The sequence below is a fragment of the Streptomyces spectabilis genome (genome assembly GCF_008704795.1).
Taxonomy (GTDB): domain Bacteria; phylum Actinomycetota; class Actinomycetes; order Streptomycetales; family Streptomycetaceae; genus Streptomyces; species Streptomyces spectabilis.
Map to the genome: position 1 here is coordinate 9,654,310 of NZ_CP023690.1, position 25,870 is coordinate 9,680,179.

A 25,870-nucleotide genomic window follows, 5' to 3' on the forward strand; every position below is an offset into this window, starting at 1 on the left:
AGACCATGACGTCTTCGAAGCGAGACCGCGCCGCGGCCCTGCCCAAGGACCTCCAGGAGGCGCTGCGCCGCCGCCTCGCCGGGCGCGCCGGCGCGGCCGGAACGACGCCGCCCGGCAAGGACGGGACACCGGGCACGGCCGGACGGCCGGGCATCCCGCCCGCGGACCGGTCGGAGCCGCTGCCGCTGTCCTTCGCCCAGCAGCGGCTGTGGTTCCTCGACCGGCTGCGCCCCGGCGACTCCCGCTACAACAGCGCCGTCGCGCTCCGGCTCACCGGCGCCCTGGACCGTGCGGCCCTCTCCCGCGCCCTGGACACCGTCGTGGAGCGCCACGAGGCACTGCGCACCACGTTCCAGGAGACCGACGGGCGCCCCGCGCAGACCGTGAGCCCGGCCGGTCCGGTGCCCCTTCCCGTGCGGGACCTGCCCGCCGCGGGGAAGGCCGCCCTGGAGGAGGCCCTCCTCGCGGAGTACGAGCGGCCCTTCGACCTGAGCGGCGGCCCGCTGCTGCGCGCCCTGCTGCTGCGGGAGCCGGGCAGCGCCGAAACGGCCCACGTCCTGCTCCTCACAGCCCACCACATCGTCACCGACGGCTGGTCGATGGGCGTGGTCCTGGAGGAGCTGTGCGCCGCCTACGCCGCGCTGGCCCGCGGCACGGCACCCGACCTGCCGCCGGTGGCGGCGCAGTACCCGGACTTCGCGGTGTGGCAGCGCGAGCGCCTCTCCGGGCCGCGCCTCGAGCGGCACCTCGCCTACTGGACCGGGCAGCTGACCGGCGTCGTGCCGCCGGACCTGCCCCTTGACCGGCCGCGCCGCGGCGAAGAGGCGGGTGCGGGCGCCGTCCACACCTTCACCGTGTCCACCGCCACCACAGCCCGCCTTCGCGCGCTCGCGACGGAGCGGCACACCACCCTGTTCACGTCCCTGGTCGCGGGCTGCCAGGCACTCCTCGCCCGCTGGTCGGGGCAGGACGACATCATCATCGGCTCGTTGACGCCCGGCCGCTCCCACACCGACCTGGAGAGGTCCGTCGGCTTCTACGTCAACACCGTCGTGCTGCGCACCCCCGTGGCGGAAGCCGGGTCCTTCCGCGACCTCCTGGGAGCCACGGCGGACACCGTCAACGACGCGTTCGCACACGGCGACACGCCCTTCGAGCGCCTGGTGGAGACCGTGGGCGCGACCCGCGAGGCAGGCCGCAACCCGCTGTTCGACGTGATGGTCCTGCTGCACCCCGCCCCGCCCGAGGCACCCGGCATGAACGGCGTGGGCGCCACGCCGGTCACCGTGCCCCGGCAGGCGGCCACCTTCGACCTGAGCGTGGAGTTCGTACCCGACGGGGACGAACTCGTCGGCCTCCTGGAGTACCGCACCGACTTGTTCGACACCGCCACGGCCGAGCGGATGGCCGACCAACTGGTGCGGCTCCTCGACACCGCCGCCGATGAGCCGGACCGCTCGCTCGGCACGATCCCCCTGCTCTCCCCGCAGGAGACGCGGCGGATCACCCAGGACTGGAACGCCACCGCGACCGCGGCCCCCGCCGCCGACACCGTCCCCGACCTCTTCGCCGGGCAGGCCGCCCGCACCCCGCACGCCACCGCCCTGGTCGCCGGGGACGAACGCCTCGACTACGCGACGCTCGACGCCCGCGCCGACCGCCTCGCCCACCACCTCGCCGCCCACGGCGCCGGGCCCGAACGACTGGTCGCGCTGCGGCTCCCGCGCACCGCCGACATGATCGTGGCGATGCTCGCCGTCTGGAGGTCCGGCGCGGGCTATCTGCCGCTGGACCCGGCGCTGCCCGAGGAGCGCGTGCGGTTCCTGCTCGACGACGCGCGACCGGCCCTCGTCCTCGACGAGGCCGCCCTCGCGGCCGTGCCCGACGCCGCCCCCGCCGCCGGGCCCCCGGCCGTGCCGCTCGACCCGGACACCACCGCCTACGTCATCTACACCTCCGGCTCCACCGGCCGCCCCAAGGGCGTCGCCGTGTCGCACCGCTCCCTGACGAACCTCCTGGCGGGGCACCGCGAGGGCTTCGTCGCCGCGGCGGGCGGCGGTCCGCTGCGCGTGGCGCTGACCGCGTCGTTCTCCTTCGACACCTCGCTGGAGGGCGTGCTCCTGATGGCCGACGGCCATCCGCTGCACCTGGTCGACGAGACGACACGCCTGGACGCCGCCGCCCTGGTCGAGTACGTCGTCGAACACCGCGTCGACTTCCTCGACCTGACGCCCTCGTACCTGCGGCAACTGCTGCCCGCCGGACTCCTGAGCGACCCCCGCCACCACCCCCGGATCCTGATGCTCGGCGGCGAGGCCATCGGCCCCGCCCTGTGGCGCGAACTCGCCGGACACCAGGACGTGGCCGCGTACAACTTCTACGGGCCCACCGAGTGCACCGTCGACGCGCTGGCCTGCCGGATCGAGGGCGAAGGGCGGCCGCTGGTGGGCCGCCCGCTGCCGGGCGTACGGGCCTACGTCCTCGACCGGCGGCTCAAGCCGGTGCCGCCCGGCGTCGGCGGCGAGCTGTACCTGGCGGGCGAGCAGGTGGCCCGCGGCTACGCGGGCCGGCCGGGGCTCACCGCCGCCCGCTTCCTCGCCGACCCCTTCGGCGCGCCCGGCACGCGCATGTACCGCACCGGGGACATGGCCCGCTGGACCGCCGACGGGCAACTCGACTACCTGGGCCGCGCCGACGACCAGGTGAAGGTGCGCGGCCACCGCATCGAGCCGGGGGAGATCGAGGCCGTGCTCCTCGATCTGCCGGACGTCTCCGGGGCAGCGGTCGTCGCGGTGCCCGACGCGCACGGCCATCTGCGCCTCGCCGCCTACGTCGCGCCCGCCGCGGGCGCCGGCCGGCCCGCCGCCTCCGCGCTGCGGGCCGCGTGCCGCCGCGTGCTGCCCGACCACATGGTGCCGTCGTCGTTCACCGTGCTCGACGCGCTGCCGCTGACCGCCCACGGCAAGCTGGACCGCAGGGCGCTGCCCGCCCCCGACCTCGACACCGGTTCCCGCGAACGGGAGTTCGTCGCCCCGCGCACCCCCGACGAGGAGACCCTGGCCGCCATCTGGGCGGAGGTGCTCGGCGCGAGCCGGGTGGGCGTCACCGACAACTTCTTCGAGCTCGGCGGCGACTCCATCCTCAGCATCCAGGCCGTCTCCCGCGCCCGCGCCGCCGGACTGCGGCTCAGCTCGCAGGACGTGTTCCGGCACCAGACGGTCGCCGACCTGGCCGCCGCCGCGTCCCTGCGCAGCGCCGAGGTTCCCGCGCCGCGCCGGGCCCGCACGGACGGGCCCGCCCCGCTGACCCCCGTACAGGAGTGGTTCTTCGCCACCCACGGACCGCTGCGGCACTTCAGCATGTCCCTGCTGCTCGACCTGCCGTACGACCTGGACGAAGCGGCCCTGGAACGGGCCGTGGAAGCCCTCGCGGCCCACCATCCGGCGCTGCGCACGCGCTTCGTGAGCACCGAGGGCACCTGGCGCCAGGACCCCGGAGAGGGGCCCGCCACCGGCCTCCTGACCCGCCACGACCTGCCCGCCGCCGACGCCGCACCCGCCCGGGAGGCGGCCGCCGACGCGGCCCGCGCCGCCCTGGACCCGGAGACCGGCGCGCTGCTGCGCGCGGCCCTGCTGCGGCCCGCGGCGGAGGAGCCGGCAGGGGCGGGGGAGCGGCCCGGGGCAGGCGTGCGGCCCGAGGCAGGGGAGCGGACGCAACTGTTCCTGACCGCCCACCACTTGGCCGTGGACAGCGTCTCCTGGCGCATCCTCCTCCGCGACCTGGAGCAGGCCTACCGCCAGGCCGCCGCGGGCGAGCCGGTCCGCCTGGAGCCCGCCGCCACCCCCTTCGCCGACTGGTCCTGCCACCTGTCCGAGCTGGTCCGGTCCGGCGGCCTCGACGAGGACCTGCCCGCCTGGACGGCGGAGGCCGCCGAGCCCCGCACCCCGCTGCCCGTCGACCGGACCGCGGCCCCGCGCGCCGGATCCGTGCGCACCGTCCGCACCCGGGTGGACCGCGCCACCACCGACGCGCTGCTGCGCCGGGTGCCCGGCGTCTACCGCACCCAGGTCAACGACGTGCTGCTCAGCGCCCTCTGCCGGGTGCTCGCCGACTGGGCGGGCGCCGGGCGCGTCACCGTCGCCCTGGAGGGCCACGGCCGTGAGGACGACGCCCTCGACCTGTCCGGCACGGTGGGCTGGTTCACCACCCAGTACCCCGTCACCCTCGCCCCCGTCGGGCCGCCCGGCGCGCCCGACTGGGGCGCCACGCTCAAGGCCGTGAAGGAGCGGCTGCGGGCCGTGCCCCGGCGCGGCCTGAGCTACGAGGCCCTCGCCCGCCTCGGCTCGCCCGACCCGTCGGCCCGCGCGCTGCGGGACCTGCCGCTGCCCCAGGTGTCCTTCAACTACCACGGCCAGTGGGACACCTCCGGCACCGGGGACTTCGCCCCGGCCGCCGACGTCCCCGGCCGCGACCTCGCCGCCGACGAGCCCGTCGACCACCTGCTCGACGTCACGGCCGTGGCGGCGGACGGCGAACTGGAGATCACCTGGCACTACAGCCAGGACACGCACGACACGGCCACCGTCGAGGACCTGGCCGCGGGCATGGCCGCCGCGCTGACCGCGATCGCCGAGCACTGCGCCCGCCCCGACGCGGGCGGCCGCACCCCCTCCGACTACCCCCTGGCCGGCCTGGACCAGGCCGGTGTGGACCGTCTCGTCGGCGACGGCAGGAACGTGGCGGACCTGCTGCCGCTGACGCCGCTCCAGGAAGGCATGCTCTTCCACCGCCTCGTCGGCGGCGCCGACGACGTGTACGTGGACCAGGCGGCACTGCTCCTGGACGGCGTGGCGGACCCGCACGCCTTCGCCCTGGCCTGGCAGCAGGTGGCCGACACGACGCCCGCCCTGCGGACGTCGGTGGTGTGGGAGGACGTCCCCGCCCCGCTCCAGGTCGTGCACCATGAGGCCCGCGTGCCCGTCACCCACGTGGACTGGCGCGACGTCGCCGAGGACGAGCGCGCCGCCCGCTTCGACCGGCTGCGCGCGGACGACCTCGCGCGCGGCATCGACCTCGCGACGGCCCCCCTCATGCGGCTCACGCTGGTCCGTCTTCCCGACGCGCGCCTGCACCTGCTGTGGACCTCCCACCACCTCATCCTGGACGGCTGGAGCCTCGCCCAGGTGCTCACCGAGGTCGGCGAGCGGTACGCGGCGCTCACCACCGGCAGCACCACGCCGCCGCCCGTGCGCCGCCCCTTCGGCGACTACGTACGGTGGCTGGCGGAGCAGGACGGCACAGCCGCGCGCGCCCACTGGCAGCAGGTCCTCGCGGGCTTCGCCTCGCCGACACCGCTGCCCGTCGACCGGCCCCTGCGCGAGGCCCACCGGGCCCGCTCCGCGGGCGTCCACACCACCGGCCTGTCCGACGCGGCGTCCGCGCGCCTCGCCCGCACCGCGCGGGCGGCGGGGCTCACCGCCAACACGCTGGTCCAGGGCGCCTGGGCGCTGCTGCTCGCCCGCCACGCCGCCGAGCGGGACGTGGTGTTCGGCACCACCGTGTCCGGCCGCCCCGACGAACTGCCCGGCGTGGAGTCGATGGTGGGCATGTTCATCAACACCCTGCCCACCCGCGTCCACGTCGACAGCGGCCGCACGGCGGGCGCGTGGCTGCGCGAACTCCAGGAGGCGCAGGCCGAGTCGCGGCGCTTCTCCGCGGTCTCCCTGGCCGAACTGACCGCCCTGAGCGACGTGCCGTCCGGCACCCCGCTGTTCCACAGCATGGTGGCCTTCGAGAACTACCCCTTCGACGAGGCCCGCGCGGCCACCACCGGCGTCCGCCTCCTGGACGTCACCTCCCGCGACGCCACCAACTACCCGCTGGTGCTCCGCGCCTACCAGGGCGAGCGGCTCGGCTTCGACCTGGCCTACGACCCGGACCTGTTCGACGCCGCGACCGCGCGGGCGCTCGCCGACCGCCTCTGCCTGCTCCTCACGCAGTTCGCCGACCACCTCGACCGGCCGCTGCGCGACCTCGCCACGACGACCGCCGAGGAACGCCGGCGGATCCTGACCGACTGGAACGGCACCGCGCACGGACGGCCCGCGCACACCCTGGTGGACCTCTTCGAGGCCCAGGCCGCGCGCACCCCCCGCGCCACCGCGGTCACCTGCGGAGCCGACCGCCTCGACTACGCCGCCCTCGACGCGGCGGCCGGACGCCTCGCCCACCGGCTCGCCGAGACCGGAGCCGGCCCCGAGCGCTTCGTGGCGCTCGCCCTGCCCCGCTCCACCGACCTGGTCGTGGCGGTCCTCGCCGTCCTGAAGTCCGGCGCCGCCTATCTGCCGATCGACCCCAAGCTGCCCGCCGAGCGCGTCGCCCACCTGCTGGCCGACGCCGCCCCGGTGGCCCTGGTGACCACCGCGGACACCGACGTGCGCACGCCCGGCACCGACCTCCCCGTCCTGCTCCTGGACGACGCGCACGTCCGGGCGGACCTCGAACGGCGCCCGGCCGCAGGCCCCGGCCCGGCCCGGCGCCCGCTGCCGGAGAGCCCCGCCTACGCCATCTACACCTCCGGCTCCACCGGCCGCCCCAAGGGCGTGGTCGTACCGCACGCCAACGTCGTGCGGCTGTTCACCCGCACCCGCGACCGGTTCGGCTTCGACGAGCACGACGTGTGGACGCTGTTCCACTCCTACGCCTTCGACTTCTCCGTATGGGAGCTGTGGGGCCCGCTGCTGCACGGCGGCCGGCTCGTCGTCGTCCCCGACGACACGGCCCGCTCCCCGGAGGACTTCCTGCGCCTCCTCGCGGACGAAGGCGTCACGGTCCTCAACCAGACCCCGTCCGCCTTCTACCCCCTGGTCCGCGCGGACGCCGAACACCCCGACCTGAGCGCACGCCTGACGCTGCGACAGGTGATCTTCGGCGGTGAGGCCCTCGACGTCGACCGGCTCGCCGACTGGTACGCCCGCCACCCGGACGACGCGCCGCGCCTGGTCAACATGTACGGCATCACCGAGACCACCGTGCACGTCACCTACGCCCCTCTCGACACGGCGACCGTCCGCGCGGGCGCCGCGAGCCCCATCGGCACCGGCATCCCCGACCTGCGCGTCCACGTGCTCGACGACGACCTGGCCGTGGCACCGCCCGGCGCCGTCGGCGAGCTGTACGTGGCGGGCGAAGGGCTGGCCCGCGGCTATCTGGGGCTGCCCGCCCTGACCTCGACCCGCTTCCTGCCCGACCCGTTCGGGCCGCCCGGCAGCCGCATGTACCGCACCGGCGACCGGGCCCGGTGGCGGCCCGACGGCACCCTGGAGTACCTCGGCCGCGCCGACACCCAGGTCAAGATCCGCGGCTACCGCATCGAACCCGGCGAGATCGAGGCCGCCCTCCACACCCACCCCGGCATCGGCGCCGCCACCGTCGGTGCCTACGAGGACACCTCCGGGACCCGGCGCCTGGTCGCGCACGTCGTCGGCGCGGGCGAGGGCGGCGCCCCGGCGCCCGCCGAGCTGCGCGCGCACCTCGAACGCCTGCTGCCCGCCCATATGGTGCCCGCCGCCTACGTCCCGCTGGCCGCGCTGCCCCTGACCGTCAACGGCAAGCTCGACCGGCGCGCCCTGCCCGCGCCCGGCGCCGACGGCTTCGCCGCCCGGGGCGACCGCACCCCGCCGCGCACCGAGGCCGAACGCCTGGTCGCCGCCGCCTGGGCGGACGTCCTGGACACCGACGAGGTGGGCGCCGACGACGACTTCTTCGCCCTCGGCGGCGACTCCATCCTCGCCGTCCGCGTCACCTCGCGGCTGCGCGCGGCCTTCGGCGCCGACGTCTCGCCCCGGCTGCTCTTCACCCACCCCACCGTGTGCGCCCTGGCCGCCGCCCTCGGCGAACCGGCGGGCACCGCGGCCCCCGAGGTGATCCCGGCCGCCGACCCGGCCGCCGCGGCGCCGCTGTCGTACGCCCAGCAGCGCCTGTGGTTCCTCGACCGCTTCGAGCCCGGCAGCACCGAGTACACGACGGTGTCCGCCCTGCGCCTGCGCGGCGCGCTCGACGAGCCCGCCCTGCGCACCGCGCTCGACGGCCTGGTCGCCCGGCACGAGGCCCTGCGCACCACGTTCGCCGAACAGGACGGCAGAGCCCGGCAGATCGTCGGTCCGCCGCACGGCGTGGACCTGCGCGTCGACGACCTCACCGACGCCCCTGCCGACGCGGTGGACGCCCTCCTGGAGCACGAGGCCGCCACCCCCTTCGACCTGAGCACGGGACCCCTGCTGCGGGCCCGCCTCGTCCGGCTCGCCGACGCCGAGCACGTGCTCGTCCTGACCCTCCACCACATCGTCACCGACGGCTGGTCCTTCGGCGTCCTCGGCCGCGACCTCGGCGAGCTGTACACGGCCGCGCGCGAGGGCCGCCGCCCCGAGCTGCCCGAACTGCCCGTGCGGTACGCCGACCACGCCGCCTGGCAGCGGGGCCGCACCGACGAGGCCGAGCGGCAGCTCGCCCACTGGAAGCAGGTCCTGGACGGCCTGACCCCGCTGGAGCCGCCGACGGACCGGCCGCGCCCCGCCGTGCGCACCCGGGAGGGCGCCCTGGTCACCTTCCCGCTCCCGGCCCCGCTCGTGAAGCGGCTGCGCGCGCGGGGACGCGAGGCCGACGCCACCCTCTACACGACGCTCCTGACGGCGTGCCAGGTCCTGCTGGCCCGGTGGACGGGCCAGCAGGACATCGCCGTCGGCACCGTGACGGCGGGCCGCGAGCGCGCCGAACTCCACGACGTGGTCGGCATGTTCGTCAACACCCTCGTGCTGCGCGGCGAGGTCACCCCCGGCCTGTCCTTCCGCCGCCTCCTCGAGCGGGCGCGCGCCGCGACGCTCGACGCCTTCGCCCACCAGGACGTGCCCTTCGAGCGCGTGGTGGACGCGGTCCGCCCCGAGCGCGACACCAGCCGCACCCCCCTGTTCCAGGTCATGGTGGCCCTGCACAACCTGGGCACCGAGGCGCCCGGCCTGCCCGGCCTCGACGTCGAGGCCGTGACCCCTCCGGTGCGGCACGCCACCTTCGACCTCGCCTTCGACTTCGTCGAGCACGACGGCGGCGTCACCGGTCACCTGGAGTACAGCACCGGCCTGTTCGACCCCGGCACCGCCGAACGCCTCGCCGCCCAACTGCGGCTGCTCCTGGAAGCGGTCGCCGACGACCCGGACCAGGAGGTCGGCGCGCTGCCGCTGCTGACCGCCGCCGAACGACGCCAGGTCCTGGAGGAGTGGCAGGGCGGCCCGGCACCCGCCCCGGAGACCACCTTCCCCGCCCTGTTCGAGGCGCGGGCCGCGCGCACCCCCGACGCCACCGCCCTGGTGGCCCGCGACGCCACGCTCGACTTCGCCGCCCTCAACGAGCGCGCCAACCGGCTCGCCCACCACCTCATCGCCCAGGGCGTCGGCCCCGAGCACACCGTGGCCGCGCGCCTGCCGCGCACCTCGGACCAGATGGTGGCCCTGTTCGCCGTCCTCAAGGCGGGCGGCACCCTGCTCTGCCTCGACCCGGAGCTGCCCGAGGAGCGCGTCGCGTACCTCACCGCCGACGCCGCGCCGCGGGCCCTCCTGACCGCCGAGACCCTGCGCGCGGTGCCCTGGGACCGGCTGCCCGCCCACGACCCGACCGACGCCGACCGGATCGCGCCGCTGCGCCCGGCGACCACGGCGTACGTCATCTACACCTCCGGCTCCACCGGGCGGCCCAAGGGCGTCGCCGTGGAACACCGGCAGCTCGTCAACCTCTGCCACGACCACCAGGAAGGGCTCGTCGCCCCCCACACCGCCGACGGACGGCGGCTGCGGGCCGCGCTCAGCGCGTCCTTCTCCTTCGACACCTCCTGGGAAGGGCCGCTGCTGCTCGCGCTCGGCCAGGAGGTCCACCTCGTCGACGAGGACGTACGCCTGGACCCGGAGGCGTTCTGCGCCCAGGTCGCCGAGCGCCGCCTCGACCTGGTGAACGTCACCCCGTCCTTCCTGCGCGAACTCACCGCCGCGGGCCTCCTCGCGCCCGGCCGCCACCACCCGCGCGTGCTCCTCGTCGGCGGCGAGGCGCTCGGCGCCGACACCTGGCGCGAGCTGTGCGCGGCACAGGACCTCGGCGTCACCGCGTACAACGTGTACGGACCCACCGAGTGCACCGTCGACGCCGTCTACGGCCCGTGCGCGCAGCGGCCCGAGCGCCCGGTCATCGGCCGCCCCGGCCGGGGCCTGCGCGCCTACGTCCTCGACGACGCGCTGCGCCCGGCGGCGCCCGGCACCCCGGGCGAGCTGTACCTGGCGGGCGCGCAGGTGGCCCGCGGCTACCTCAACCGGCCCGGCCTGACCGCGGGGCGCTTCCTCGCCGACCCCTACGGGGCGCCGGGCACGCGCATGTACCGCACCGGCGACCGCGCCCGCTGGGACGACCGCGGCCTTCTGGAGTTCCTGGGCCGCGCCGACGAACAGGTCAAGATCCGCGGCTTCCGCATCGAACCCGGCGAGATCGAGGCCGCCCTGACGGCCCGGCCGGACGTCGCCGAAGCCGTGGTGGCGCCCCATGAGCACGCGGGCCGCGCCCTGCTCGTGGCGTACGTGGTGCCCGCGGGGGACCGCACCCCGACGGGCGACGAACTGCGGGCCGGGCTCCGCCGCACGCTGCCGGACCACATGGTGCCGCAGGCGTTCGTCCCGCTGACGCGCATCCCGCGCACCAGCAGCGGCAAGACCGACCGCCGCGCCCTGCCCGCCCCGCCCTCGGGGCCCGACACCCGGACGTCCTACGTGGCGCCGCGGCCCGGCACCGAGGAGTGCCTGGCCACGATCTGGGCGGAGGTCCTGGGCGTGGACCGGGTGGGCGCGCGCGACAACTTCTTCGCGCTCGGCGGCGACTCGATCCTCAGCATCCAGATCGTCTCCCGGGCCCGCCGCGCCGGCCTCGCCGTGACCACCAAGGACGTGTTCCGCGCGCCGACCGTCGCCGAGCTCGCCCTGTGCGCCACCGACGCCGGCCCGGCCGGTGCCGCCCCGGGCGCCGCCCCGCCCGCCGAGGCGCCGCTCACCCCGATCCAGCGCTGGTACCTCGATGCCCGCCGCCCCGGCGACGCGCTGCGCTTCACCATGACCCAGCGCCTCGAACTGACCCCGGGCACCGACCTGTCCGCCCTGGAGCAGGCGGTCGACGCCGTCGTACGCCACCACGCGGCCCTGCGCACCCGCTTCCGCCGCACCGACGAGGGCTGGCGCCAGGAACTCCTGGCCGAGGCACCGGGACTCGTGTTCACCCTCCACGACGCGACCGGCCTGGACGAGACGGCCCTGGAGGCGGAGGTGCAGCGCACGGCCGACGCGGCCCAGGCCTCGCTCGACCCCACCGAGGGCCGGACGGTACGGGTCCTGGTCTTCGACCGCGGCCCCGACCGGCCCGCTCAACTGGTCTTCACCGTCCACCACTTGGCGGTGGACGGAGTCTCCTGGCGCATCCTGCTCGGGGACCTGGAGACCGCCCACCGCGCCGCCGCGGCCGGGCGGCCCGTCGAGCTGCCCCCGGTCGGCACCGCGTACGGCCACTGGGCCGCCCGGCTCGACGAACACACCCGCTCCGGCGCCCTGGAGCCGGACCTCGCCCACTGGAGGCGGACCGCCACGGCGGCGGCGGAGCTGCCCGCCGGGCGCCCCGGCCCCAACACCCACGGCGCCGCCGCCACCGTCACGGTCACCCTGGAGCCCGACGAGACCGACGCCCTGCTGCGGCAGGTCCCCGACGTCTACCGCACCCAGGTCAACGACGTGCTCCTCAGCGCCATCGGCCGCACCCTGGCCCGCTGGTGCGGACGCGACACCGTGCTCGTCGGAGTGGAGGGCCACGGCCGCGAGGACCTCTTCGAGCACGTGGACCTGTCGCGGACCGTCGGCTGGTTCACCGCCGAGTTCCCCCTCGCCCTGACCGTCGCCCCGGACGCCGACTGGCGCGACACGCTGCGCTCGGTCAAGGAGCAGCTGCGCGCCGTGCCCCTGCACGGCCTCAGCCACGGAGCCCTGCGCCACCTCCTTCCCGACAGCCCGCTGGCCGAAGGGCCGGCACCCCAGGTCGGGTTCAACTACCACGGCCAGTGGGACACCGGCGGGCCCCGGGGCGGCGGGCTCTACGGCCCCGCCCTGCCGTCCGCGGGCCGCGACACCGACCCCGACGAGACCCGCCCCTACCTTCTCGACATCACCGGCGTGGTCCACGACGGGCGCCTCGAACTCGCCGTGGCCTACCCGCCCGCCGTCTACGACGAGGCCACCGTGCGCCGACTCGCCGAGGAGACGCGCGCGGCGCTGCGCGACATCGTCGCCCACTGCGCCCGCCCCGACACGGGCGGCCGCACGCCCTCCGACTTCCCGCTCGCCCGGCTCACCCAGGAACACCTGGACCGGCTCGTCGGCGACGGGCAGCACGTCGCGGACGTCCTGCCGCTGACGCCCCTTCAGGCCGGCATGCTCTTCCACGGCCTCGTCGACACCGCGGGCGCCTACTTCGACCGCACGGCGGTACGGCTCTCCGGGGTCACCGACCCCCGGGCGCTCGCCACCGCCTGGCAGCAGGTCGCCGACCGCACCCCGGCGCTGCGCACCAGCGTCCACTGGCAGGGCCTTCCGCAGCCCGTACAAGTGGTCCACCACCGCGCCGAACTGCCCGTCACCCACCTCGACTGGCGCGCACTGACACCCGACGGGCGCGCGGAGGCCGTCGAGCGGCTGCTCGCCGAGGACCGCGCCGCGGGCATGGAGCTGACCGCCGCGCCGCTCACCCGGATCACCCTGGCCGCCCTGCCCGGTGACGAGGTCCTGCTGCTGTGGTCGTCGCACCACCTCATCCTGGACGGCTGGAGCAGCGGCCAGCTCCTCATCGAGGTCTGCGAGCGCTACGCCGCGCTCACCGGCGGCCCCGACGCCGCCGCTCCGATCCGGCGGCCGTTCGCGGACTTCCTCCGCTGGCTCGCCGACCAGGACGAGACCGCGGCGGAAGCGCACTGGGCCGAGGAGCTCGCCGGATGCGCCGCGCGCACCCCGCTGCCCTACGACCGCGTTCCCGCCGAGGCGCACCGCGCCCGCTCCGCCGCGGCCGTCACGCGCGCACTCGACCCGGACGTCTCGCGCGCGCTGCGGGAGACGGCGGCCCGCGCGGGCCTGACCGTCAACACCGTGGTGCAGGCCGCCTGGGGACTGCTCCTCGCCCGCTACAGCGGCCGCGACGACGTGGTGTTCGGCACGACGGTCTCCGGCCGCCCCGCCGAGCTGCCCGGCGTGGACTCCATGGTCGGCATGTTCATCAACACCGTGCCGACGCGGGTACGCGTCCCCGCCGGCGGCGTGCTGCTCTGGCTGCGCGACCTCCAGGAGCGGCAGAGCGACGCACGCCGCTTCGACTTCCTCGCGCTGCCCCGCATCCAGGCCCTCACCGACGTCCCGTCGGGCGAGGCGCTGTTCGACAGCATGGTGGTGTTCGAGAACTACCCGGTCGACGAGGCGGCCGCGGCCAGGACCGGCGTGCGCGTCGAGGAGGTGCGCGCCGACGACGCCACCACCTTCCCGCTGTGCCTGCGCGCCCATCTCGCCGAAGGGCTCGGCTTCGACCTGGCCTACGACGCCGCCCTCTTCGACCCGGCCACCGTCGCACGCGCCGCGGACCGCCTCGCCGCGCTGCTCGCCCGGCTCGCCGAAGGACTCGAAGGCGCCGTCGAAGACCTGGACCTGCTCACCGCCGATGACCGGGACCTGCTGGAGCGGTGGAACGCCACCGGCACCGACCGGACGCCGCCGCGCACCCCGGTGGCCCTGTTCGCCGCACAGGCCCGCCACACCCCCGACGCGGTCGCTCTCCAGGACGGCGACCGGCAGGTGACCTACCGTCAACTCGACGACTGGTCCGACCGCGTGGCCGCCCGGCTGCTCGCCGAAGGCCTGCGGGCCGAGGACCGCGTGGCCCTGCTCATGGACCGCTCCGCCGAACTCGTGGTCGCCAAGGTCGCGGTCCTCAAGGCGGGCGGCGCCTATGTGCCGATCGACACCCGCGCCCCCGAGGAGCGCCGCCGCGCCCTGCTCGACCAGGTCGACGCCGCCACCGGGCTCACCGGTGAGGACGTCGCCGCCGCGCGCACCGACCCCGCCGGGACGCCGATCGCCGCGTCGGCCGACCCCGACCAGCTGGCCTACGTGATGTTCACCTCCGGCTCCACGGGCCGGCCCAAGGCGGTCGCCGTGCGCCACCGCGACGTGGCCGCTCTTGCCACCGACAGCCGCTTCGCGGACGGCGTGTGCGCCCGCGTCCTGCTGCACTCCCCGGTCGCCTTCGACGCCGTCACCTTCGAGGTGTGGGCGCCCCTGCTGACCGGCGGCTCCGTGGTCGTCGCCCCCGAAGGGGCGGTGGACGCGGCCCTGCTGCGGCGGCTCGCCGGTGACGGCGGCCTCAGCGCGCTGTGGCTCACCGCGGGCCTCTTCCGGCTCCTGGCCCAGGACGCCCCGGACTGCTTCACCGGCCTGCGCCAGGTGTGGACCGGCGGTGACGTGGTCCCGGCGCCGGCCGTGCGCCGCGTCCTCGCCGCCTGCCCGGGGCTTACCGTCGTGGACGGCTACGGCCCCACCGAGACCACGACCTTCGCCACCTCCTTCGCCCTCGCCGACGCGACCGGCGTGCCCGACACCGTGCCGATCGGCCACCCGCTGGACACCATGCGGGCACACGTCCTCGACGCCCGCCTGCGGCCCGTGCCGCCGGGCTGCGCGGGCGAACTGTTCCTCGCGGGCGAGGGCGTGGCACGCGGCTACCTCGGCCGCGGCGGCGAGACCGCGGGCCGCTTCCTCGCCGACCCCTACGGGCCGCCCGGCGCCCGCATGTACCGCACCGGCGACCTGGCCCGGCGCCACCCGGACGGCACGGTCGCCTTCCTCGGCCGCGCCGACGACCAGGTGAAGATCCGCGGCTTCCGCGTCGAACCCGGCGAGGCCGAGGCCGCCATCGCCACCCACCCCGGCGTCGCGGACGTCGCGGTGGTGGCCCGCGAGGACCGGCCCGGCGCCCGGCGTCTGGTGGCCTATCTCGTCGGACCGGCCGGCGACGACCTGGAGGAGCTGCGGTCGTTCGCCGCCCGCTCCCTGCCCGACTACCTCGTCCCCTCCGCGTACGTCCCGCTGGCGGCCCTGCCGCTCAACGCCAACGGCAAGGTCGACCGGGCGGCGCTCCCCGCGCCGGAGCCGGACACCGGTGCGGGCCGCGCCGCGCGCGTCGAGCCCCGCACCGACGCCGAACGCCGCGTCGCCGACGTCTTCGCCGACGTCCTCGGCACGGACCTGCCCGGCGCGGAGGACGACTTCTTCACCCTGGGCGGCGACTCCATCCTCAGCATCCGCCTCGCCTCCCGCCTGGCCGAGGAGTTCGGCACGGACGTCTCGCCGCGCGCGGTCTTCACCCACCCCACCCCGGCCGCGCTCGCCGCCCTCGTCACCACCGACCGGGGCACCGGCACGGCACGCCCCGCCATCGTCCCCGTCGCCCGCGCCACCGCCCCCATGTCGTACGCGCAGCAACGCCTGTGGTTCCTCGCGGAGTTCGCGCCCGGCGGCACCGCCGAGTACGTCACCGGGTTCGCGCTGCGGCTGCGCGGACGCCTCGACACCGACGCCCTCACCGAGGCCCTGAGCGGCCTGGTGGCCCGGCACGCGTCGCTGCGCACCACCTTCGACACCGTCGACGGCCACGGCGTACAGCTCGTGCACCCGCCGCGCGCGGTACCGCTGCCGACCCACGACCTGTCAGGAACCTCCGAGAAGCACCGGGCGGCCCAGCTGGCACACCTCCTGACGGACGAGCGCACCCGCCCCTTCGACCTGCGCCACGGCCCGCTCCTGCGCACCGCCCTGGTGCGCCTCGCCGCCGATGACCACGTCCTGGCGCTCACCCTGCACCACATCGTCACCGACGGCTGGTCCACCGCCGTCCTCACCGGCGACCTGGCCCACCTCTACCGGCAGGCCCTCGGCACCGGCACCGGCGACCTCCCGGCCCTTCCCGTCCAGTACGCCGACTACGCGCACTGGCAGCGCACCGCCGATGGCGCGGACGCCGACACCCAGCTCGCCTACTGGAAGGAGCACCTGGCCGACACCGAGCCCGTCGACCTGCCCACCGACCGGCCGCGCCCCGCGGTGCGCACCCACCACGGCGCGACCGCACGCCTGACCCTGGCACCCCGGACCGCCCGGCGCCTCGCACGCGTCGGCCGGGAGCGCGGAGCCACCCTGTTCACCACGCTCGTCGCCGCCGCGCAGACGTTCCTCGCGCGCCTGTCGGGCGGACGGGACATCGCCGTCGGCACCGTCACCTCCGGCCGCGACCGGCCCGAGGTCCAGAACCTGGTCGGCTTCTTCGTCAACACCCTCGTCCTGCGCTCACGGGTCGAGCCCGAGCGCGGCTTCCCCGAGTTCCTCGACGACGTACGGCAGACCGTGCTCGACGCCTTCGCGCACCAGGACGTGCCGTTCGAGCGCGTGGTGGACGAGGTCCAGCCGGTGCGCGACACCAGCCGCACCCCGCTCTTCCAGGTCATGGTGGTCCTCCAGAACACCCCGACCGGCGACCTCGACCTGCCGGGACTCGACGTTTCCGACATCGAGGCGGAGCTCCAGCACGCCGCGTTCGACCTCACCCTGGAGTTCGCCGAGACGGACTCCGGAGCGCTGCACGGCCTGCTCACCTACAACACCGACCTGTTCGACGCGGCGACCGCCGAGCGGATGGCCGACCAGCTCGGCACGCTCCTGACCGCCGTCGCCGACGACCCGCACCGCCCCCTGGGCGCCCTGCCGCTGTCGTCCGACGCGGAGCTGAAGACCCTCCTGGAGCAGGGCCGCGGCGCCGTCCCGCCGGTCACCGCTGTCACCCTGCCGCGCCTGTTCGAGCGGCAGGCGGCCCGCACGCCCGACGCGGTGGCGCTCGACGACGGCTCCCGGCAGCTCACGTACGAAGAGGTCGACCGCGCCGCCAACCGCCTCGCCCACCACCTCATCGGCCGCGGCGTCGGCCCCGAGCGGGTGGTGGCCCTCGCCCTGTCCCGGACCACCGAAGCGGTGGTGGCACAGCTCGCGGTCGCCAAGGCGGGCGGAGCCTTCCTGTCCGTGGACCCCGCCTACCCCGAGCAGCGGCGCGAGTTCATGGTGCGCGACGCGGGCGCCTGGCTGACCCTGGACGACCCGGCCGAGGTCTGGGCCGCCGCGGGGCCCGAGACGGCGCCCACCGACAGCGACCGCACCGCGTGGCTCACCTGCGACCACCCCGCGTACGTCATCTACACCTCCGGGTCCACCGGAACCCCGAAGGGCGTCGTGGTGACGCACCGGGGCCTGGCGGGCTTCGCCGCGGCCGCCGCCGAGCGGTACGCGGCGGGCCCCGGCGACAAGGTCCTCCAGTTCGCCTCGCCCAGCTTCGACGCCTCCGTCCTGGAACTGTGCGTCTCCCTGCTCAGCGGCGCCGCCCTGGTGACCGGCGAGGAGGGGCCGCTGGTCGGCGAGCGCCTCGCCCAGGTCCTCGCCGAGCGGCACGTCAGCCACACCCTCATCCCGCCCGCCGCGCTCGCCACCGTGCCACCGGAGACGGCGGCGAGCCTGCCGCACCTGCGCACGCTGATCGTCGGCGCGGAGGCCTGCCCGCCCGACCTCGTGGAGGAGTGGGCCCCCGGCCGCCGGATGATCAACTCCTACGGGCCCACCGAGGCGACCGTGGTCGCCTCCTGGACCGGCCCCCTGGCACCGGGAGCGGGCGCCCCGCCCATCGGCCGCCCGGCGGGCGCCACCCGTCTGTACGTCCTCGACGCCGCCCTCAGGCCCGTTCCGCCCGGAGTGACCGGCGAGCTGTACGTCGCGGGGCCCGGCCTCGCCCGCGGCTATCTGAACCAGCCGGGCCTGACCGCCCAGCGGTTCGCCGCCGACCCGTTCGGGCCGCCGGGGGAGCGCATGTACCGCACCGGCGACCTGGTCCGCTGGGACGCCGACGGAGCGCTGCGCTTCGCCGGACGCGCCGACGACCAGATCAAGCTGCGCGGCTACCGCATCGAACCGGGCGAGATCGAGAGCGCCCTGCGCCGCAGCCCCCGGGTGCGCGACGCGGTCGTCGTCGTCCGCGCCGACGGCGGCTCCGACCGGCTCGTGGCGTACGTCGTCCCCGCCGCCGACGACACCGAACAGCTCCCGGCGGCCGAACTGCGCGAACACCTCGCCGGGCTCCTTCCGCTGCACATGGTGCCCTCGGTGTTCGTCCCCCTGGAGCGGCTGCCGCTCACCCCCAACGGCAAGGCCGACCGGCGCGCCCTGCCCGCACCCGGGCCCGCGCACACCGCCACCGGGCCGCACGTCGCGCCCCGCACCGAGACCGAACGCCGCGTCGCCCGCATCTGGGGCGACGTCCTCGGCGTCGACGACGTCGGCGCGCACGACAACTTCTTCCTCCTCGGCGGCGATTCGATCCTGAGCATGCAGGTCGTGTCGCGGCTGCGGCGCGACGGACTGCACCTGGCCACCCGCGACCTGTTCACCCACCAGACCGTGGCCGAGCTGGCCGCCGTCGTCAGGACCGCGCCGCAGCGCTCCGGCGAGGGCCCGGTGAGCGGCGACGTACCCCTCACCCCCATCCAGGAGTGGTTCCTGACCACGCCACGCGCCGCACACCACCACTTCAACCAGTCGGCGCTCCTGGAACTCGACGGCGCCCCCGACCCGGAGGCCCTGCGCGCCGCCCTGGAGGCACTGCTCGAACACCACGACGCGCTGCGCATGCGCTTCACCCAGGACGCCGACGGCTGGCAGCAGTTCAACCAGCCGCCCGCCGACACCGCGGCCGACGGCCTGCTCACCCAGCACGACCTGCGCGGACTCGACGAGGCGGAAGCCGACGAGAGCATGCGCAAGGCCGCCGACGACCTGCACACCGGCTTCGACCTGGGCCGCGGCCCGCTGCTGCGGGCGACGCTGTTCACCGGCGACGCCGACCGCCCCGTGTTCCTCCTCCTCGTCGGCCACCACCTGGTGGTCGACGCGGTGTCCTGGCGGATCCTCGCCGACGACCTGGAGGTCGCCTACCGGCAGGCGGCCGCGGGCGAACCCGTCGCCCTGGGGGAGCGCACCACCTCCTTCCGGGACTGGTCCCTACGGCTCGCCGCGCACGTCGCCGAGGGTGGCCTCGACCACGAACTGCCGTACTGGGAGGAGACGGTGACCGCCGAACCGCTCCCGGCCGCCGAGGCGCCCGCAACGGACGAGGGCGAGGCCCGGCAGGTCACCGTGGAACTGACCGAGGAGGACACCACGGCGCTGCTGAGGGCCGCGCCGACCGCCTACCGCACCCGCGTCAACGACGTCCTGCTCGCCGCCCTCGCCCTTGCGCTCGCCCGCTGGACCGGCCGCGACCGGGTCCGCCTCGACCTCGAAGGACACGGCCGCGAGGACCTGCTCGACGGCGTCGACCTGTCCCGTACGGTCGGCTGGTTCACCACCGTCCACCCCGTCGCCCTCCAGGTGACCCGGCCCGACGACCTCGGTGCGTCCCGGGACTGGCGTGCCCTGGTGAAGTCCGTGCGCCGCCAGCTGCGTGTGGTGCCCGGCAACGGCCTCGGCTACGGCGCCCTGCGCACCTTCGGCCCGCCCGAGGTGCGCGAGCGGCTCGGCGCGGCCGCGCACGGCCAGGTGGTGTTCAACTACCTCGGCCAGTGGGACGCCCGGCCCGCCGACCCCGGCAGCGGCCTGGTGCGCGCCGAGCACGGCTCCCTCGGCCAGGACCACGACCCCCGGGACAGCGGCTCCCACCCCCTGGAGGTGGTCGGCGCCGTCCAGGACGGCCGCCTCGCGTTCACCTGGCACCACCGCACAGGACTGCACGACACGGAGACGGTGCGCCGCGTCGCCGAGGAGTTCAGCACGGCCCTGCACCACATAGCCAGGCACGCCCGCGGCAGCCTGTGACCCCACACTCCGCCCCGGGGCACCCGCACCGCCGGTGCCCCGGGGCGGTGACACCACACCCACGAGAGGAGACACGCCATGGATGAGACCACCCGCTACCAGGTGCTGCGCAACGACGAGGACCAGTACTCGCTGTGGCCGATAGACGTCGATGTCCCGGCGGGCTGGCACCGCACGGACAAGGAGGGCACCCAGGCCGAGTGCTCCGCCTACGTCGACGAGGTATGGACCGACATGCGCCCCCGCAGCCTGCGCGAACGAATGGAACAAGGAGCTCCCCGATGACGACGACCCCGCCGACGACGCCACCACCGCTGCGGACCGAGCGCTTGGACTTCACGCCCTACCGTCCCGAGGACGAGGACCACTTCGTCGCCCTGCTGCGCAACGAGGTGGTCTGCCGCTGGATGGGTCAGGACCAGGTCCCCGAACCCGATCTGCGCACGTTGTACAAGGCCATTTTCACCGATGTGTATCCCCAGCGCCTCTTCGACGCCTGGGGCATTTGGCACGAGGGCGCCTACATCGGCCATGCGGAGTGCAAGAAGACCGGCAATGTCGACGGCCACGAACTGATCGCCGCGCTGCTCCCGGAGTACTGGGGCAAGGGATTCGGCACCGAGGTGGTGCACGGCCTGATGCGCCACGCCGCCGACAACCTCGGGCTCAAGGAGGTGTACGGCATGGTGGGCGCGGAGAACGAGGCCAGCCTCGCGCTCTGCCGACGCCTCAACGCCCGGCACGTCCGCGACGTCGTCGGCGAGGACGGCACGGTGACCAAGATGATCCTGATCCCCCTCACCGACACGGCGTGAGCCACCGCATCCGTCCCGGCCGCCGGGTCCGCCCCGTACGGACGACGGTCACCGCCAGGGCCGCCGAGGGGTGGGGCGGCCGGGGCGGATGCGGAGTTCAGCCCCCGAGCGCGGCGGGCGAGGAGGCGGCGAGGTCGTGGCGCACGCGCTCCGCGGGCAGGCCCAGAGCGCGCAGCCGCCGCACCGTGGCGGCGAGTGCGGGCGGGCCGCTCACGAAGACGAGCCCGCGCGACAAGGCCGCGCGCCGGGCCATGGCCTCGGCGAACGCGTCGCCCTCGGCGGCCCCACCGGTCACGGTGACGGTACGCAGCCACGGGTGGCGGCGCTCCAGATCGGCCACGGCGGCCAGGTCGTACAGATCGTCACGGGTGCGCACGCCGAGGAACAACTGCGCGCCCCGGCCCGGCAGACGGCGCCGGGCCAGGTCCTGAACGAGCGCCTTGGCACCGGCCCAGCCGGTGCCGCTCGCCGCGATCACGACGTCGTGCTTGAGGTCGTCGTCGCCGAGCGTCATCGTGCCCTGGGCCGGGCCGATGAGGAGCGGGTCCCCGACACGGGTGCGGTGGACCAGCGCGTCACTCACCCCGCCCGGTCCTGTGCGGCGGATGTGGAACGTGAGGTCACCGTCCCGCCGGGGAGCGCACGCCACGTGGAACGGCCGCCAGGCGCGCGTCAGCAGGGGCGACTGAAGGAGGGCGTACTGACCGGCGCGGTACGGAAACGGCTCGGCGGGGGAGACCCGGAGCACGGCCAGGTCCGGCCGGTGCAGCTGATGCTCCGTCACCGTCGCGTTCCAGAAGGGCCGTTCCGCCAGAGCCGCCTCCGCGCCCCGCACCATGGCCGCCACCGCCCGCCGCAGCATGCGCTTCCAGGCCTCTTCCGCGTCCTGGCGCCACAAGGCGCCGGCCCGGCGGCGCAACGCCTCCACCAGAGCCGTCTCGAACACCTCGTAGTGCACCGGGCGTACCCCCAGCTTGCGGTGGTCGCGGCCGAGCCGGGCGCAGAAGGCGGTCACCTCCTCCGGGCGGTCCAGACGGTCGATCAGAAAGTGGAAGGCCCGTTCCAGATGGGCCTGCTGGAAGGCCATTGACTCGGGGAAGAGGCCCCGCAGATACGGATGCTGGTCGAACATGACCGCGTACAGATCCGAGATGAGCAGGTCGAAAGGGGTGACGAGGGGCAGCGTCTCGGTGATCAGTCCGCGGTCGTCCGCCCCGTCGTGGAGGTGGTCGGCACCAAGTGGGGCATCGACAGGATCCGCCGCCACGGGGGCGGGAGGGCTCAACAGGCTCTGCCGCAGCCGCTTCGCCTCTTGGCGCGAGAGCAGCACGCGGTACTCGTCGAACTGGTCGGTGGGGTCGGTCGTCACAGCGGGTTCTCCTGCCCTGGCTCCGTGGAGTGCTCCGCGAGTCTCGCACCGGGGACCGCTGCCCGAACGGCCCTACCTCTAGGGGCATCCGGCCCTGGGGAGAGCGGGATACGCAGGGACCTTCGGCCCTGTCGAGGCAGTAGGACCCGGTGCTCGCGTCCTATCGCTCGCGCTCGATCCGGTCGCGGCGATGGACCGTGCGGCCGTGGGCGAACGCAACGGGCCGGGCCGGCTCGGCGCGCATGAACAGCGCCGTCACACCGCCGAAGACGGCCGGTCCGCCCGGCCTGCCACGGCGGGACCGCCTCGGGGCCGCGCGGCCGTCACCTGCTGTATCTGCGCCTCGTCCACCGGACGGCGTCCTTCCTTGTCGCTCACCACGTCGGCGGCCGGGAAGCGCCGACACTACGGGGGGACGGGGCGCGGCGCTTCCCGGCCGCCGCCACATGATCGCCGGTGGGGCACCGGGTCCCGATAGGGCCGAACAGTCCCCGCGCGGACCCGCGGGTAGGGTCCAACGGCCTCTCTCGGTACGCCGCTGACCAGGGCGAACGTGACGGCGGAAGGAAGCGCGGCCGATGCGCTCGGGCAGGAGCGGCGGCCGTACGCTACGGAGGACCGACCGAATCAGGAGTTCCCTCGATGCCCGACTCACCAGCCCTCGCGGCAGCCCCCGCGCGGCCGCGGCTCGACGTGCCGGACCGCATCCACAACCTGCTCGACGCCGTCATGAACCTGGGGCACGGCCTCGAACTCCCCCAGGTCCTGCGGGACATCGTGGAAGCCGCCGTCACGCTCACCGACGCCGAGTACGGGGCGCTCGGCGTGATCGGTGACGGCCGTCGCCTCTCGCAGTTCCTGCCGGTGGGCATGGCCGACGAACTGGCCGCCCGGATCGGCCAGGCGCCCTGCGGACGCGGCATCCTGGGGGAACTCATCAGCAACCCGGCCCCGTTGCGCCTGACGGACCTCGGATCCCACCCGGCCAGCTTCGGCTTCCCCGAGCACCATCCGCCGATGCGGACCTTCCTCGGGGTGCCCATCCGGGTGCGGGACGAGGTGTTCGGCAACCTCTACCTGACCGAGAAGCGCGGCGGCGCGGGATTCGACGCCGACGACGAGGCCGTCCTGACGACCCTGGCCAACGCCGCCGGAGTGGCGATCGACAACGCCCGCCTCTACCACGAGAGCCGCCGGCGCGAACGCTGGCTCGAAGCGCTGAGCGAGATCACCCGCAGCCTGTTCGCGGGGACCGCGGCACGCGAGGTCCTGCGCCTCATCGCGCGCCGGGCGAGCGAGGTGGCCGACGCCGACCTCGCCGCCGTGCTGCTCCCGGCCCCGGCGGGCGGCGACCTGCTCACCGTGGAGGTGGCGCACGGCCCCGGCGCCGCGGACATGGAGGGCGTGACCCTGCCCGCGCGGGAGTCCCTCGCCGGGCTCGCCGCCCGCAACGGCGAGGCCGTGGCCACCGCGGACGCCGAAAGCGACCCGCGCGCCCACCCGTTCGGCGCGGCGGCCGCCTACGGCCCGACCATCGTGGTCCCGCTGTCCCAGGGCACATCGGCCCCCGGCGCCCTGCGCCTGAGCAGGCGATCCGGCCGCCCGGCCTTCGACGACACCGAGGTGCCGCTCGTCTCCCGCTTCGCCGATCAGGCCGCGATCGCCCTCGAACTCGCCCGGCACCGCACCGAGTCGGAGGAGCTGGCCATCCTCAAGGACCGCGACCGCATCGCCCGCGACCTGCACGACCTGGCGATCCAGCGGATCTTCGCCACCGGCATGACCCTGCAGAGCGCGACCCGCATGATCGAGCACCCCGACGCCGCCGAACGCGTGGCACGGGCGGTGCGGGACCTGGACACCACCGTCCAGATCATCCGGTCGACCATCTTCGAACTGCGGTCCGCGGGCGACGACCGCGGCGGTCCGGGCCTGCGCCGCCGCCTGCCGGACACCGCCCGGCTCGCCGCCCAGTCCCTGGGCTTCAGCCCCTCCCTGCGCATCGACGGACCGGTGGACTCCACCGTGCCCGCCGATGTGGCCGAACACGTCCTCGCCGTCGCCGCCGAGGCCCTCAGCAACGTCGCCCGGCACGCCGGGGCCCGCCGCGCGGACGTGGTCCTCGCCGTTCCCGCAGCCGGGGACGGCGTCGTCCTCACCATCACGGACGACGGCGTGGGCATCCCCCCGAAGGCCGACCGGCCGCGCCGCAGCGGCGGTCTTGCCAACCTCCGCTCCCGGGCCGAGCAGTGCGCCGGAACCCTCACCGTCGAGTGCCCGGCCGAGGGCGGCACCCGCATCGAGTGGCGGGTGCCGCTGCCCTGCGACTGAACTCCTGCGAACTCCCCGGCTACCGCCGGGCGTCCTGCCGCTCCCGCAGCCGCTCGGCGATCACCGCGGCCTGGACGCGGCGGCCGACGCCGAGCTTGGTCAGGATGGCGGAGACCCGGTTCTTGATGGTCTTCTCCGCGAGGAAAAGCCGGTCGGCGATCTGCCGGTTGGTCAGCCCCTCACCGATCAGCGCAAGGATCTCCGTCTCGCGCGGGGACAGCCGCTCAAGCCCGGGACAGAGGGCGGGTTCGGGTTCCGGACGCGGGTCGCGCAGGCGCGCCATCACCCGGGCGGTCGCGCGCGGGTCCAGCATCGACGCCCCGCCCGCCACCGTGCGCACGGCGTGCACCAGGTCCGAGCCGTCGATCCGCTTGAGCACGTATCCGGCCGCTCCGGCCATGATCGCGTCGAACAGCGCCTCGTCGTCGTCGAACGACGTCAGCATCAGACAGGCGAGGTCCGGCATGCGCGCCCGCAACTCCCGGCACACCTCCACGCCCGCGTGGTCACCGCTGCCGCCCTCGCCGAGGCGCACGTCGAGCACCGCGACGTCGGGCCGGACCGCGGGCACACGCAGGAGCGCCTCGCGGGCGTCCGAGGCCTCCCCTGCCACCACGATGTCCGGCTCGGCGTCCAGCAGGTCGCGTATGCCGCGCCGGACCACCTCGTGGTCGTCGAGGATGAACACCCGCAGCGGTGAGACGGGCGCGGGAACGGGTTCGGTGTGTGTACGTGCTTCCACGGAAGACCAGCCTACGGGCCGGGCGGTGCGCTCCGACGGCCCGCCCCGGGCAGCAGCGACCGGCAGCCCGATGGGATGAGTCGGGCTCGCTTTCGGGTGAAGCCGACGGCGGTCCGGGGGACGGCCGCGCATCCCGGCCGCGGTGACGGGTACTACCGACCCCGTACGGGTGTCACGGAAGTGACCGGAGAACAAGGGGTGTCGCAAGTGATTCGAAGGCTGCAGGCGATCGCGCTGGACTGCGCGGATCCGGTACGGCTCGCGGAGTTCTACGCGGAGTTGCTCGGCGGCAGAGTCGTCGCGGAACCGGAGGATCCCGACTGGGTGGAGGTGCACGGCTTCGAGGGAACGCCCCTGGCCTGTCAGCGGGTGGACGGCTACCGGCCGCCGGAGTGGCCCGGCCAGGAGCACCCGCAACAACTCCATCTGGACTTCGACGTGGACGACCTCGACATGGAGGAGGAGCGCGCCCTCAGCCTCGGCGCCGCCGTCCTGGAGCGCACGGACGAACTGCGCGCGGACGCCAACTGGCGCGTCTACGCGGACCCGGCCGGGCATCCGTTCTGCCTGTGCCAGCACTGAGCCCACCGGGCCTCGCCGG

General features: G+C 75.4%; 7 protein-coding genes. 5 read left to right on the forward strand and 2 right to left on the reverse strand.

What is annotated here, in order from left to right; translation table 11 throughout:
* The first annotated feature begins 5 nt into the window (after window positions 1-5).
* From CP982_RS40900 to CP982_RS40910, 3 genes are all read left to right on the forward strand, one after another.
* Window positions 6-20,012: a non-ribosomal peptide synthase/polyketide synthase gene (locus tag CP982_RS40900; protein WP_150515131.1), complete on the forward strand. Its 20,007-nt coding sequence runs from the start codon at window positions 6-8 to the stop codon at window positions 20,010-20,012.
* 78 nt (window positions 20,013-20,090) lie between these two features.
* Window positions 20,091-20,297: an MbtH family protein gene (locus CP982_RS40905; RefSeq protein WP_150515132.1), complete on the forward strand. Its 207-nt coding sequence runs from the start codon at window positions 20,091-20,093 to the stop codon at window positions 20,295-20,297.
* Window positions 20,294-20,827 (forward strand): GNAT family N-acetyltransferase, encoded by a 534-nt coding sequence (locus CP982_RS40910; protein WP_150515133.1) that lies wholly within the window; start codon window positions 20,294-20,296, stop codon window positions 20,825-20,827. Before CP982_RS40905 ends, CP982_RS40910 begins: the two co-directional genes overlap by 4 nt.
* A 97-nt stretch (window positions 20,828-20,924) precedes the next feature.
* Here CP982_RS40910 and CP982_RS40915 read toward each other — a convergent pair whose 3' ends face one another.
* The gene (locus tag CP982_RS40915) at window positions 20,925-22,196 is read right to left on the reverse strand and encodes a globin domain-containing protein (RefSeq protein ID WP_150515134.1); all 1,272 of its coding nucleotides are present in this window, start codon (window positions 22,194-22,196) and stop codon (window positions 20,925-20,927) included.
* Window positions 22,197-22,838: 642 nt separating this feature from the next.
* On the opposite strand from CP982_RS40915, the gene CP982_RS40920 reads away from it, so the two are divergent.
* Complete coding sequence (locus tag CP982_RS40920) at window positions 22,839-24,527, forward strand: sensor histidine kinase (RefSeq protein WP_376700127.1); 1,689 nt, start codon at window positions 22,839-22,841, stop codon at window positions 24,525-24,527.
* Between the two features lie 19 nt (window positions 24,528-24,546).
* Here the strand turns inward: CP982_RS40920 and CP982_RS40925 are convergent, their stop codons facing one another.
* The gene (locus CP982_RS40925; RefSeq protein WP_229879116.1) at window positions 24,547-25,269 is read right to left on the reverse strand and encodes a response regulator; all 723 of its coding nucleotides are present in this window, start codon (window positions 25,267-25,269) and stop codon (window positions 24,547-24,549) included.
* A gap of 207 nt (window positions 25,270-25,476) precedes the next feature.
* Here CP982_RS40925 and CP982_RS40930 point away from each other — a divergent pair, with 207 nt between their 5' ends.
* The gene (locus tag CP982_RS40930) at window positions 25,477-25,851 is read left to right on the forward strand and encodes a VOC family protein (RefSeq protein ID WP_170316603.1); all 375 of its coding nucleotides are present in this window, start codon (window positions 25,477-25,479) and stop codon (window positions 25,849-25,851) included.
* Window positions 25,852-25,870: the final 19 nt, after the last annotated feature.

Excerpts from the sequence above, each read along its gene's own strand:
- CP982_RS40900 (WP_150515131.1), top strand. The coding sequence starts at position 6 with ATGACGTCTTCGAAGCGAGACCGCGCCGCGGCCCTGCCCAAGGACCTC.
- CP982_RS40905 (WP_150515132.1), top strand. The coding sequence starts at position 20,091 with ATGGATGAGACCACCCGCTACCAGGTGCTGCGCAACGACGAGGACCAG.
- CP982_RS40910 (WP_150515133.1), top strand. The coding sequence starts at position 20,294 with ATGACGACGACCCCGCCGACGACGCCACCACCGCTGCGGACCGAGCGC.
- CP982_RS40920 (WP_376700127.1), top strand. The coding sequence starts at position 22,839 with ATGCCCGACTCACCAGCCCTCGCGGCAGCCCCCGCGCGGCCGCGGCTC.